The sequence below is a fragment of the Dietzia sp. IBK-p2-16D genome (genome assembly GCF_057773085.1).
This window is the reverse complement of record NZ_JBYMTL010000001.1, coordinates 301,156-314,359: the sequence shown is the minus strand read 5'-3', so window position 1 is coordinate 314,359 and position 13,204 is coordinate 301,156. Positions and strand designations below refer to the sequence as shown.

Genomic DNA, 13,204 nt, shown 5'->3' with positions numbered 1-13,204 from the left:
AGAAGATGAACGCGAATGACTACTGATTACACGGCCGCTGATCGGCCGACACGCGACCTCGATCCATCCATCGGTGAGTTCCAGCTCGAGGAGAGATCCTCGATGCGCCGGGTGGCGGGGCTGTCCACCGAACTCCAGGACGTCAACGACGCCGAGTACCGCCAGCTCAGACTCGAACGGGTCGTGCTCGTGGGTGTCTGGACGGAGGGCTCCGCCGCCCAGGCCGACGCCGCGATGGCCGAACTCGCCCAGCTGGCCGAGACCGCGGGATCAGAGGTGTGCGATGCGCTCATCCAGCGACGCGACAAGCCCGACGCCGCGACGTACATCGGGTCGGGCAAGGTCAGTGTCCTCAAGGACGTGATCGCCGCGACCGGCGCCGACACCGTCATCTGCGACGGTGAACTCACCCCGGGACAGTTGCTCGCGCTGGAGAAGGCGGTCAACGTCAAGGTCATCGACCGCACCGCCCTGATCCTCGACATCTTCGCGCAGCACGCCACCAGCCGCGAGGGCAAGGCCCAGGTGACTCTCGCCCAGATGGAGTACATGCTTCCCCGCCTCCGCGGCTGGGGCGAGTCGTTGTCCCGTCAGGCCGGCGGGCGTGCCGGCAGCAACGGCGGCGTGGGTCTCCGAGGTCCGGGTGAGACCAAGATCGAGACCGACCGGCGTCGGATCCGCGAACGGATGGCACGTCTGCGGCGCGACATCAAGGGGATGAAACAGGCCCGCGACACCAAACGGCACCGTCGCCGTGCCACGCCCGTGCCCTCGATAGCGATCGCCGGATACACCAACGCCGGAAAGTCCAGTCTTCTCAATCGGATAACCGGTGCCGGGGTACTGGTCCAGAACGCCTTGTTCGCCACGCTCGACCCGACCACCCGGAAGGCCGAGCTGCCTGACGGCCGCGCGGTCGTCTTCACCGACACCGTGGGGTTCGTTCGTCATCTTCCGACCCAGTTGGTCGAGGCCTTCCGTTCCACACTGGAGGAGGTCGTCGACTCCGAACTTCTCCTCCATGTGGTGGACGGCTCGGATGCCTTTCCGCTCCGCCAGATCGAGGCGGTGCGCAAGGTGATCAACGAGGTGGTGGAGGAGCAGAACGCCGAGCGACCTCGTGAGCTGCTGGTGATCAACAAGGTGGACGCCGCGGATCCCGTCGTACTCACCGAGTTGCACCACGCGCTACCCGACGCCGTGTTCGTCTCGGCCGTCACCGGTCAGGGCGTCGACGAGCTGCTCGAGCGGATCACCCAGATCGTCGCTTCCGGGGACACCGAGGTCACCCTGGAGATCCCGTACTCCCGTGGGGACGTGGTGTCACGGGTCCACGCCGAGGGCGCGGTGGTCGAGGAGGAGCACACCGAAAACGGAACCCGGGTCATCGTCCGACTGCCCGCCTCAGTGGCGGGTGAACTCGACGAGTTCGCCGCCGACGGCTCACACGACGGCGCCGCCTGACCCCCACCGGGGACGGGCGGCGCGCCGTTCGAGTCCGGAGTTCAGAGCTTCCGGAACACCGTCACCACCTTGCCGAGGATCGTCGCGTGCTCTCCCGGGATGGGACTGAACGACGGATTGTGAGGTAGCAGCCAGACTCCGCTCGCGTCGTTGCGGAAGGTCTTGACCGTCGCCTCCCCGTCGATCATCGCCGCGACGATCTCACCGTTGTCCGCGACGTTCTGCCGCCGGACCACCACGAAGTCGCCGTCGCAGATCGCCGCGTCGATCATCGATTCCCCGACGACCTTGAGCATGAACAGGTCGCCGGATCCCACGAGGTCCGCGGGCAGCGGGAAGATCTCCTCGACGGCCTGTTCGGCGAGGATCGGACCGCCGGCGGCGATCCGGCCGAGCACGGGGACGTAGACGGGCTCGGAGGCGCCGCCGGGCCGCTGGGGCTCGGGCGTCGGCGAACGACGCCCGCGCGACTTCTGCCCGGGAACCCCGTGCACGTCCACCGCGCGCGGCTTGTGCGGGTCCCGGGTCAGGAAACCCTTCTTCTCGAGAGTCCGCAACTGATGAGCCACCGACGAGGTGGACTGCAACCCGACCGCGTCGCCGATCTCCCGGATGCTCGGCGGATAGCCGCGCTCCTTGACGGTGTCGTGGATGTGGAGGAGAACGCTCTTCTGTCGGTCCGTCAGCGACTCGAAGTCGGGCTTCGGCATCTCGTGTGGTCCCTTCGGCGAATGGATGTTCGACGTCTGTATCTGTGTACACCCTATCGCCCATGCGAACGTCGCGCCACACAGGTGTTCGAAATAATCGGGCCCGGAATGGTGACTGTGTCGGAGTCGCGTGATACAACTCTAGGAGAGTTCGGATTCGAACAGATGTACTGACACATACATACGGGTGTGCGAACACCACTCGCACACCGTATCGAGTAGGGAGTCACCATGACCGTTACGGAGTTGCAGTCACACGCACGTCCGACCGTGCGGTGGAGCGAGGTCTGCCCCGGCGACCATCGCGGGCGGTCCGCGGGCGTCGATCGTCCCGGCACCCCACAGAGTTCCCCGGGTAAGGGCAGCGCACAGCCCGGTCGCGTCCACCGTCGCCCCGCGGTTCGACCGGAGGGCAGCCGTCCCGCGGCGGCGTCGGCACGTGTCGACACCGTCGTCCGGCCGAGGGTGCCCGGCCGCCCCCTCGGCGTCACGTCTGTGGCACCGGGTCGCCGCGTGCTCGTCCGCCCGGCGTCGGCCGAGGGCGTGCGCGCCTGCCATATCGAGCCTCCTGTGGCCAGCGGCGTCGTCGACGACGTTCCTACGTGGGCGCTCCTGGCCTGCGGGATCGCGTTCGGAGTGATCCTGCTCTTCGCCGTGGCGTATCTCGGCGGGCCCGCCTACGCATGACCGGTCGTCGGGCCTCCTAGAATGAGTCGGGGACGGTGTACTGCCATCCCCGCATCCCGTCAGGCACGAGCCGGGACGCGTGAAGTCCGGTCGACGAAGGGCCCCACGGGAATGTACTGCCCGACATGCCACCACGAGGACTCCCGCGTGATCGATTCACGATCGGTCGACGAGGGGCAGGCGATCCGGCGTCGCCGGGAATGTCCGAGGTGCGGCCACCGGTTCACGACTCTCGAGACGCCGCTTCTGACTGTTCTCAAACGCAACGGGGTCACGGAGGCGTTCAGCCGGGACAAGGTGGTGCGCGGAGTCCGGCGTGCGTGCCAGGGACGAGCGGTCGACGAGGACGCCCTGCGCCGCCTCGCCCAACAGGTCGAGGACGCCGTCCGCGCCGGTGGCGTGTCCGAAGTCCCCGCCCATCAGATCGGTCTTGCCATCCTGGGCCCGCTACAGGACCTGGACGAGGTCGCCTACCTCCGCTTCGCCTCGGTGTACAAGCAGTTCAGTTCCGCCGATGACTTCGAACGCGAGATCATCGCCCTCCGGGAACGCCGGACGAGTCGCTAGACGCGCGCCATAGGCGGGTGATCGGCCGACGGCCGGCTCCAGGGGACGGCCTGCCTCAGCGGGACGACCGGGGGGCCAGCGCCGCTGCCACTGCCTTCTCGATGCGCTCCGCCGACACCGATCTGGCGGTCCCGAGCGTCTGCGCGAACAGCCCCACGCGGTATTCGGCCAGCATCCAGCGCAGGTCGCGAACGGCCCGGGCCCCACCCGGGCGCTTTCGCAACGCGGCGCACGCCTCGTCGACCCTCGCCTCGGACCGGGACAGCCTCACCGTGAGTTCCCGGTGGCGGGACGGAGACTTCTCCGCCAGCTCCAGGCGGAGCCCCACAGCCCTCACGTGTCGTTCCAGATGCGGGAGTGCGTCGGCCGGGTGTCGGGCGAGGAAACCCCGGCCGATGAGGAAGTCGAGAGACGGCCGGACGGCATCGGCGATGTCCGCCGGTGCCGCGGCCAGCGAGCCCCACACCGACTGGGCCGCCACGAGAGCGGGCACCGCCGTCGAGATCGCGGACGCCACGGCGCCGGGCACCTCCGCTCTCGCGGTGGCCTGCAGCTCGTCGAAATCAGCGACGGTGAGGACCGGAGCGCCCTTTCTCCGGGCGATGATCCGGCCGCACGCCGCGAGTGAGGCATCCGAGACGAGCCCCTCGATCCCGCCGTGAGGGTACTGCGAGAGAGCGAGCCGCTGCTGTACCGGGCGCCCACGCAGGATCGACGACGCCGACACGAGACCAGACGAGATCAGCGTCAGCACCGCGGCCGCCTGGGTCGATCGGCGCTCGTCCTCGGTGGCACACGCCACCACGTGGATGCCGTCCGCGCCGACACGCAGTGCTGGATAGACCGTGACCTCGACCCCGTCCACCGAGCCGGTCACCGCCGGCGGGAGATCGCCGATGGTGCCGGCGGTCCACTCCCGGTACGGACCCTTGTCCGGGACCAGGCGGGCGTTGAGAGTCGCACGAACCCTGTCCACCAAGCGGGTCCTCAACTGCGCTAGATCCGTCCCGGAGGCCACGACCTCGTCACCGTCGACCACCTCGAAGCGCATCCGGAGGTGGCCCGGTAGCTGGGTCGGGTCGAAGTCACGGGGATCGACTGTCGAACCTATCCGGGCCGAGAGCGCCCGCGCGAGCGCCACGGGAAGCGGGGCGGAGCGGGGCGAGACGTCGCCGGCGAGCAGCGACGCGAACTCCGCCGGCGGTGAGCACTGACGGCGAAGGTACTTGGGGAGTGTGCGGAGCATCTCGGTGTAGAGCTCCTCCCGCAGCCCCGGAACCAACCACTCGAAACCGGCGGCCGTGACCGAGGACAGCTGGGGCAGGGGGATACGGACCGTGATGCCGTCCGACGTCACGCCCGGGTCGAAGGCGTAGCGCAGTTCGAAACTCCGGTCGCCCTGGCGCCAGAGCGGCGGGAAATCCGCCGCGTCGGGCGCAGCCTCGGAGGTACGTATGTCCTCGGGCGTGAGGCGAAGGACGTCAGGGTCGCGGTGGCCTCGCTTCTTCCACCACGATTCGAGATGACGGCCGGACGTGACGTCTTCCGGCAGTCGCTCGAGGTAGAAGGCCACGAGGGCCTCGTCATCGATCACCAGGTCACGGCGACGGCTCCGTGTCTCCAGTTCACGGGCCTGTTCCACGGCGCGGGCGTTCTCCCGGATGACCGGGACGCGGGTGTCCAGGCGTCCCTCGACGATTCCGTGGCGGACGAGCATCTCCCGGGCGAGCGGCGCGTCGACGCGCGACAGCAGTATCCTCCGCGCCTCCACCACCGTCAGGCCCAACAGGAGGACCTTCTCGTAGGCCATCGCCGCACCCTGCGCGTCCGACCAGTGCGGTTCGGAGTACTGGGTACGGGTGAGGTGGCCCCCGAGCTGCTCGATCCAACCGGGATCGATCCGGGCGACGTCGCGGGCCCACAGCCGGGAGGTCTCGACCAGTTCCGAGGCCATCACCCAGCGGGGTGGCTTCCTGGACAGGTCCGACCCGGGGAACACCTGGAACCGGATACCACGTGTCCCGCGGAACTCCCGGGTCTCCTCGTCGCGCATACCGACATTGGTCAACAGACCGGTGAGGACCGCCTTGTGGAGATCGTCCTCCGCCGCATGCCCGGACGCGGGATGCCATCCGCGTTCGCGGCACATGCTCCGCAGCTGCGAGTTGAGGTCCTGCCATTCCCGGATGCGCAGCCAGTGCAGGTACTCGGCCTTGCACATCTTGCGGAAAGCGCTGCCGGAGAGCTCGCGACGCTGCTCGGTGATGTACCGCCACAGGTTGAGGTAGCCGAGAAAATCGGAGGTCTTGTCCGCGAACCGACGGTGCAGCAGGTCGGCTTTGTCGCGCTCCTCGGCGGGCCGCTCGCGGACGTCCTGAACGGTCAGAGCCGCGACGACCACCAACACGTCGGAGAGCGAACCGTTGCGATGGCCCTCGACCACCATCCGGGCGAGTCGGGGATCGAGGGGGAGTGCCGCCATGTCGCGGCCCACCTCGGTCAGATGCGGACGCTCGTCCTCGTCGACCGTCAACGCCCCGAGCTCGGAGAGCAGGGTCATCCCGTCGCGGACCGCCTTGCGGTCCGGCGGCTCCACGAACGGGAAGTCGTCCACAGGTCCCAGGTCCAGATCCGCCATGGACAGGATCACCGACGCGAGATTCGTCCGGAGGATCTCCGGATCGGTGAACTCGGGCCGGGAGTCGAAGTCCTCCTCTGAGTAGAGGCGGATGCAGATCCCGTCGGCGACGCGGCCGCAGCGACCGGCGCGCTGGGCTGCGGAGGCCTGCGACACCGGTTCGATGGGAAGGCGTTGGACCTTGGTCCGGGTCGAGTAGCGGGAGATCCTCGCCAGACCGGTGTCGACGACGTAGCGGATGCCGGGAACGGTCACGGACGTCTCGGCGATGTTGGTCGAGAGCACCACCCGTCGGGTCGAATGGGCACGGAACGCGCGCTGCTGCTCGGCGGCCGTGAGGCGGGCGAACAGCGGGAAGATCTCCGTATTGCGGAACTTCCGCCCCCGCAGCACCTCCTCGGCGTCGCGGATCTCGCGCTCCCCGGAGAGGAACACGAGCACGTCGCCGTCATCCTCGCGCAGGAGTTCGGCGACGGCGTCGGCGAGCGCATCGAGCGGATCCACGTCGACGAGACGGCCCGCGTGTTCGACCTCGAGGGGCCTGTACCGGATCTCCACCGGATAGGTGCGTCCCGAGACCTCGATGACGGGCGCGGGGCGTCCCTCGGCGTCCGCGAAGTGGCGGGCGAAACGCTCCGGGTCGATCGTGGCGGAGGTGATGACGAGTTTCAGATCCGGGCGACGGGGCAGGATCTGCCGGAGGTAACCCAACAGGAAGTCGATGTTGAGACTGCGCTCGTGGGCCTCGTCGATGATGATCGTGTCGTACGCACGCAGCAGCCGGTCGCGCCGGATCTCGGCGAGCAGGACACCGTCGGTCATGAGCTTGACCGCGGTCTCCGGGCTGGTGCGGTCGTCGAAGCGGACAGCGGAACCGACCGGCCCGCCGATCTCCACACCGAGCTCGTCCGCGATGCGCTCGGCCACCGAGCGGGCGGCCAACCGTCGCGGCTGGGTGTGCCCGATCATGCCCCTGACCCCGCGACCGAGCTCGAGGCAGATCTTGGGGATCTGGGTGGTCTTACCCGACCCGGTCTCGCCGGCGATCACCACCACCTGGTTGTCCCGGATCGCCTCGGCGATCTCGTCCTTGCGGGAGCTGACCGGCAGCTGCTCGGGATAGCGGGGCGTGGGGATGGACCCGGATCGACGCCGGACGAGCTCGGCGGCCACGTCGATCCGCCGGCCGAGCTCCTCGAGTTGGTCGACGCGGGCACGCCGGATCCGGGGCCGGAGCCGGTGCGCATCGAGGATGCCGACGTCGTCGAGTCGGGCCTGCAGCTCGTGGCGGGCCCGACGGAGGTCGGGGGAAGGCGGGGAGGACGACGGCATGGTGCCGCCAGGATATCCAGTCCCCCTCCGGTCTCCGACGCGCGCGGGGTCTACCCGTCCGCGCCGTGCCTGCGGGCCTGGATCCTGGCATAACGCTCGTGCAGGCGCTCCCGCACCTCATCGGGCTCGTACGACCGTCGACGCCGCTCCGACCGGGTCGCCAGGATCCCCGTGGCGGCCACCCCCGCCACTCCCGCCGCGCCGATCACCTTGAGCCACTGCCGTCCCCTGGGAGCCATGCCGCCGAGACTAGGCGGAACGGGCGGTCCGTCCTGGCAGGATCGCGGTATGACCGTCGACACCGTCCCTCTAGCCGCCGCCGCACACCGCACCCGCACCGGGGATCTGTGGGTGTTCCGGGGGCGTACCCCGGCGGACCGGTTGATCCAGACACTCACCAATGCGCCGGTCAATCACGTGGGCGTCGCGGTGGTGCTGGACGACATGCCGCCGTTGCTGTGGCACGCGGAGATGGGGCGGGCATTGCCGGACGTGTGGACCGGTCGGCGCCAACGCGGGGTGCAGCTCCACGACCTCGAGGCCGCCGTGCGGCAGTGGGCCGGCCCGTACGGGCAACGGGCGTGGTTCCGCCAGATCGCCCCGGAGATCGGCCGAGAAGGTGAGGACGCGCTCCTGGAGACCATCGCCCGGTTGAACGGCGTGTCGTTCCCGTCTGCGGGACGCCTCACCGCGAGGTGGGCTCGGGGGCGGTGGGCTGCTCGCGGTAAGCGGTCGGCCGGTAGCCCGCGCGGGACCGCTACCGGATCCGCGACCGGGACCGGGGCGGGGGCGGGGGCGGCACTGCGCATGGAGGCGGCGTACTGCGCGGAGGTCGTGGGTGTCACCCTCGAGGCGATGGGCGTGCTCCTCCCGGCGGGGGACCCGAGCTGGTATGACCCCGGTCGGTTCTGGAGCGGGGACGACCTCCCGCTGGCCCCCGGGTGGGATTACGGCCGGGAGATCGCCGTGACGGTCACCCGCCCCTGACCACCTCGCTGATCTCCGCCTCGACCTCCTCCGGAGCCACCACCAGCAGCTCGTCACCGGGCTCGAAGGGGACGTCTGGCTCGGGGACGATCACCCGCCCGCCCCGCAGGATGGCGACGAGGGCGGCATCGCGGGGAAGTCGCACGCGCGACACCGACCGCCCCGCCAGCGGGGTCTGATCCGGCAGCGTCACGCTCACCAGGTTCGCGCCACCGCGGCGCAGGGTCATCAGGCGCACCACGTCCCCGACGGAGACCGCCTCCTCGACGACCGAGACGATCAGGCGCGGCGTCGACACGGCCACATCGACCCCCCAACGCTCGTCGAAGAGCCATTCGTTGCGCGGATCGTTGACGCGGGCGACCACCCGGGACACGGCGAACTCCGTCTTGGCCAGCAGGCTCACGACCAGGTTGGCCTTGTCGTCGCCGGTCGCGGCCACGACGACGTCCGCGTCCTGCAGGTGCAACCGTTCGAGGACGCTGAGCTCGCAGGCGTCGCCGACCTGCTGGTCGGCCCCGTCGACGGGATCGGCCGAGAACACGATCGATCGCCTGTCGATCAGGGTGACCTCGTGACCACTCGTCACGAGCTCCCGCGCGATCGACCGCCCCACGACACCGGCTCCGGCGACCACCACCCTCATGGTCGCGGAGTACACGGTCCTGGCAGGTGCACCGGCGAGCAGTCCGGACCCGTCGGCGTAGTCGGGAACAACATCGTCAGCCATCAGAGGGTCCTTCCCGGAGCAGGTCGTCCAGGTCCGGGACCGCCTGCGAGGGCACAACGAGGTGAACCACGTCTTCGGCCTGGACGAGCGTGCGGGCGTCCGGGAGTCGGCAGTCGCCGAAGCGGGTGACCGCGGCGACCCGTCCCCCGACCGCCACGGCGAGCCGGTCGACCGGGATCCCTACCCACGCTGCGGGCGGGTCGAGCGCGACGAGTGACACCGAGTCCGTCTGGTCCCGCCACTCGACGGGACTCGATCCGGCGGTGATGTACCGCACGAGACGACCGGTGGCCCACGGCACGGTCGCGATGGTGGAGATCCCCAGTCGCTCGTAGACCTCGGCCCTGCCGGCGTCGTAGATCCGCGCGATCACCCGCTCGACGCCGAAGGTCTCCCGGGCGACCCGGGCGGCGATGATGTTCGAGTTGTCGCCCGAGGACACGGCGGCGAACGCGTCCGCACCCTCGATTCCGGCCTCGGTGAGCACCGTCCTGTCGAAACCCTGTCCCGTGACCGTGCGTCCCGAGAACCCCTCCGACAACCTGGAGAACGCGGCCGCCTCCCGATCGATCACCACGACATCGTGACCGGCTGCGTCGAGTTCGACGGACAACCCTGCCCCGACACGACCGCATCCCATGACGACGACTCTCATGATGAGTCCCACTCCTCACGGCCCACCCGCGTGCGCCAGTGATGATCACGCTACTCACACCCTCGGTTGCTGCCCGTCCGGGCGCGCGGGCCCTAGGATATGTCGGTGTCCACGATCTCGAAGGTCTCCGTGGGAGCCAAGCGCCTCCTCGTGGGTCGCCCCTTCCGTAGCGACACCGTCGGGGCCAGGAGTCTGCGCAAACGGGTCGCGCTCCCGGTGTTCGCCTCCGACGCGCTGTCCTCGGTGGCCTACGCCCCGCAGGAGATCTTCCTCGTCCTCTCGATCGCCGGGATGTCCGCCCTCACGTTCACACCGTGGGTGGGTCTGGCGGTGGCTGCGGTCCTCGTCGTCGTCATCGCCTGTTACCGGCTGAACGTCCGCGCCTACCCCTCGGGAGGGGGCGACTACGAGGTCGCGACGGTCAACCTGGGCCCCGGCGCCGGCCTCGCGGTCGGCGCGGCCCTGCTCGTCGACTACGTCCTCACGGTCGCCGTGTCGATATCGGCCGCCGCCGCCACCATCGGCTCCGCCATCCCGTTCGTCCAGTCCCGGGAGGTCGCGTTCGGCGTCCTGGCGATCGCCCTGCTGGCGGCACTCAACATGCGCGGCATCCGCGAGACCGGGGCTATGTTCGCCTTCCCCGTCTACGCGTTCCTCGCGTCCATGACGGGGCTCATCCTCTGGGGACTGTTCCAGGTCGAGATCCTGGGCCGCGACCTCCGGGCCGAATCATCCGGCTTCGAACTCGTCCCCGCCGAGGGGGCGGAACTGGCCGGACTCGCGCTCGCCTTCGTCGTCGCCAAATCGTTCGCCTCGGGCTGTGCGGCGCTGACCGGGATCGAGGCGATCCACAACGGCGTCCCCGCCTTCCGCAAACCCCGGGCCCGCAACGCCGCCGTGACACTCACTGTTCTCGGGACGCTGGCGGTCTCGTTCCTGCTCGGGCTCATCGCCCTGGCCGGTCGGCTCGGCGTCAGGATCGCCGAGCAACCGGCGACCCAGTTGATCGGGGCTCCCGAGGGGTATCGACAGAAGACGATGATCGCCCAGCTGGCCCAGCCGGTGTTCGCCGGGCTGCCGCCGGCCTTCTACGCCGTCATCGTCATCACCGCGCTCATCCTGGTGCTCGCCGCCAACACTGCGTTCAACGGATTCCCGGTGCTGGCCTCGGTGCTCGCGCGGGACAAGTACCTGCCCCGACAACTCGCCACCCGCGGCGACAGGCTGGCGTTCTCCAACGGGATCGTCCTCCTCGCGATCGCGGCGATAGCGTTGGTCGTCGCCTTCGACGCGCAGGTGTCGGTCCTCATCCAGCTCTACATCGTCGGCGTCTTCGTCGCCTTCACCCTCGGCCAGCTCGGCATGGTCCGGCACTGGAGCCGGCTGCTGGGGGAGGAGCGCGCCCCGGTCGTGCGTCGCCGGATCCGCCGGTCCCGGGTGGTCAACGCCGTCGGCTTCGTCCTCACCGCCGGCGTCCTGGTGATCGTCATGGCGACGAAGTTCCTCTCCGGCGCGTACGTCGCGGTCCTGGCGATGCTCGGGGCGTTCGGGGTGATGCGACTCATCCACCGCCACTACGTCTCCGTCGCCCGCGAACTCGACGAGTCCTCGTGGGAGGTCGTCCTGCCCAGCCGGACACACTGCGTGGTGCTCGTGTCCAAGCTGCACCTGCCCACCCTGCGGGCTCTCGCGTATGCACGGGCGGCCCGCCCGGACACGATCGAGGCCCTGACGGTGAACATCGACACCGCCGAGACCCGGGCCCTGGCACGGGAGTGGGAGCGCCGCGGGATCTCGGTCCCGCTCAAGGTCGTCGAGTCCCCGTACCGTGAGATCAACCGACCCGTGGTGGACTACGTGAAGCGGATCCGCGATCAGGCACCGCGCGACGTGGTGACCGTGTACATCCCCGAGTACGTGGTGGGCCACTGGTGGGAACAGCTGCTGCACAACCAGAGTGCGCTGCGGCTCAAGACCCGCCTGCTCTACGAGAGGGGTGTCATGGTGACCAGCGTCCCGTGGCAGCTGTCGTCCTCGCACGGCCGCGCGGAGCAGGCCCGCGACGAACCGATCGTCGGACGCTGGGGTGGACCGGAGGAACGATGACCCAGGACCGAGCAACCGACTGGACGGGCCGAGTGCTGCGCCTCCGTGTGGGGGGCCCCGCGCACGGCGGCGAGTTCGTGGCGCGTCACGAAGGCCGGGTGGTGTTCTGCCGCGGCGGGATCACCGGGGAGCTGGTGGACGTCCTCGTCGACGACGACCCGGGCCGCGCTTTCTGTCGGGGCACCGTGCAGAGCGTGCTCGAGCCGTCCCCGGACCGGGTCGCACCGGCCTGCCCGGCGGCGGCCGCCGGTGCGGGCTGTTGCGACTGGAGCCACATCGCCCCCGGTGCGGCCCGCGACCTCGCGGGGCGGATCCTGGCCGAGCAGGTGTCCCGGATAGGCCGCATCGACCTCCACGACGGACCGGTCCACGTGGAGGTCCCGGCCGCGGATCCGGTCACCTCGGGTTGGCGTACCGTCGCCCGCTGGGTCACCGGCGCCGACGGGGTGCCCGGCGTACGCAGGGCCCGTTCCCGGGAGCTGGTGACCGAGCCCTGCATCCAGCCCGATCCCCGTCTCCGGGACGCCGTGTCCTCCGCCTCGTTCGGCGCGGACCGCGAGGTCCTGGGTGTGCTCGGGGACGACGGAGTCGTCCACCTCGCCCACCGTCCGGTCGTCGACGACGCGCCGCGCGGACGGGGTGGCCGGTCCCGTCGGTCCGCCGCGACGCGCGCTCGTGCGCGTCACTCACGAGCCACTGACTGGGAGGTCGTCGCCGGGGGGCCCACCGTCGTGCGGTGCGTGGGCGACCGGCAGTGGCGCCTACCGTCAGAGGCCTTCTGGCAGGCGCACCGCTCCGCGGCGACCCACTACAGCGACGGGGTACGCACCGCGGTGACGAACACCCCGGGCCTGTCCGACGCGCCCGTGGTCTGGGACCTCTACGGCGGCGCCGGGTTGTTCGCCGCCGGGGTGCACGACGCGATCCCGGGGTCACGCGTGACGATCGTCGAATCCGCGACGGCGTCGGTGCACGCCGCGACGGACGCCTTCGGCGACGGATCTGGCGGGGGAGTGCGAACCGTGAGGGCCCGCGTCGAGACCTTTCTCGAGGGCCGTGACGACCGCCCGGGAGACCACCCCTATCCCGAGGTCGTCATCCTCGATCCGCCACGTGGTGGGGCCGGGATCCCGGTGATGCAACGCCTGGCCGCCACGGGGGCGTCCAGGATCATCCATGTGGGCTGTGATCCGGCGAGTCTGGCGCGCGACATCGGGGTACTCGTGGGCGCCGGGTGGACGCTCGCGGACCTCCGCGGAGTGGCCGCCTTCCCGGGCACCCACCACGTCGAGGGGATCGCTGTACTGGACTCGCCGCAGGGCTCCTGA

General features: G+C 69.9%; 10 protein-coding genes. 5 read left to right on the top strand and 5 right to left on the bottom strand.

What is annotated here, in order from left to right; genetic code table 11:
* Nucleotides 1–15 precede the first annotated feature (15 nt).
* Nucleotides 16–1,464, top strand: coding sequence for a GTPase HflX (gene hflX, locus AC3DE3_RS01525; RefSeq protein WP_260487658.1), 1,449 nt, complete (start codon nucleotides 16–18; stop codon nucleotides 1,462–1,464).
* A 41-nt stretch (nucleotides 1,465–1,505) separates the two neighbouring features.
* On the opposite strand, the gene lexA is transcribed toward hflX, so the two are convergent.
* Complete coding sequence (gene lexA / locus AC3DE3_RS01520; protein ID WP_260487657.1) at nucleotides 1,506–2,174, bottom strand: transcriptional repressor LexA; 669 nt, start codon at nucleotides 2,172–2,174, stop codon at nucleotides 1,506–1,508.
* Between the two features lie 798 nt (nucleotides 2,175–2,972).
* Here lexA and nrdR point away from each other — a divergent pair.
* Complete coding sequence (gene nrdR / locus AC3DE3_RS01515) at nucleotides 2,973–3,428, top strand: transcriptional regulator NrdR (protein ID WP_260487655.1); 456 nt, start codon at nucleotides 2,973–2,975, stop codon at nucleotides 3,426–3,428.
* A gap of 55 nt (nucleotides 3,429–3,483) precedes the next feature.
* On the opposite strand, the gene hrpA is transcribed toward nrdR, so the two are convergent.
* Together hrpA and AC3DE3_RS01505 are read right to left on the bottom strand one after the other, a co-directional pair.
* Nucleotides 3,484–7,398: an ATP-dependent RNA helicase HrpA gene (gene hrpA, locus AC3DE3_RS01510; protein WP_260487654.1), complete on the bottom strand. Its 3,915-nt coding sequence runs from the start codon at nucleotides 7,396–7,398 to the stop codon at nucleotides 3,484–3,486.
* 50 nt (nucleotides 7,399–7,448) lie between these two features.
* On the bottom strand, nucleotides 7,449–7,637 hold the full coding sequence (locus AC3DE3_RS01505; RefSeq protein WP_260489307.1) for a hypothetical protein: 189 nt from the start codon (nucleotides 7,635–7,637) through the stop codon (nucleotides 7,449–7,451).
* Between the two features lie 49 nt (nucleotides 7,638–7,686).
* Here AC3DE3_RS01505 and AC3DE3_RS01500 point away from each other — a divergent pair, with 49 nt between their 5' ends.
* On the top strand, nucleotides 7,687–8,385 hold the full coding sequence (locus AC3DE3_RS01500) for a hypothetical protein (protein ID WP_488368745.1): 699 nt from the start codon (nucleotides 7,687–7,689) through the stop codon (nucleotides 8,383–8,385).
* Here the strand turns inward: AC3DE3_RS01500 and AC3DE3_RS01495 are convergent.
* Nucleotides 8,372–9,031, bottom strand: coding sequence for a potassium channel family protein (locus AC3DE3_RS01495; protein ID WP_260489124.1), 660 nt, complete (start codon nucleotides 9,029–9,031; stop codon nucleotides 8,372–8,374). The genes AC3DE3_RS01500 and AC3DE3_RS01495 overlap by 14 nt on opposite strands.
* 76 nt (nucleotides 9,032–9,107) lie before the next feature.
* The gene (locus AC3DE3_RS01490) at nucleotides 9,108–9,770 is read right to left on the bottom strand and encodes a potassium channel family protein (protein ID WP_488368744.1); all 663 of its coding nucleotides are present in this window, start codon (nucleotides 9,768–9,770) and stop codon (nucleotides 9,108–9,110) included.
* A 99-nt stretch (nucleotides 9,771–9,869) separates the two neighbouring features.
* On the opposite strand from AC3DE3_RS01490, the gene AC3DE3_RS01485 reads away from it, so the two are divergent.
* Nucleotides 9,870–11,876, top strand: a complete 2,007-nt coding sequence (locus AC3DE3_RS01485; RefSeq protein ID WP_488368743.1) for an APC family permease — start codon at nucleotides 9,870–9,872, stop codon at nucleotides 11,874–11,876.
* The gene (locus AC3DE3_RS01480; RefSeq protein ID WP_260487650.1) at nucleotides 11,873–13,204 is read left to right on the top strand and encodes a class I SAM-dependent RNA methyltransferase; all 1,332 of its coding nucleotides are present in this window, start codon (nucleotides 11,873–11,875) and stop codon (nucleotides 13,202–13,204) included. The genes AC3DE3_RS01485 and AC3DE3_RS01480 overlap by 4 nt, the downstream gene beginning before the upstream one ends.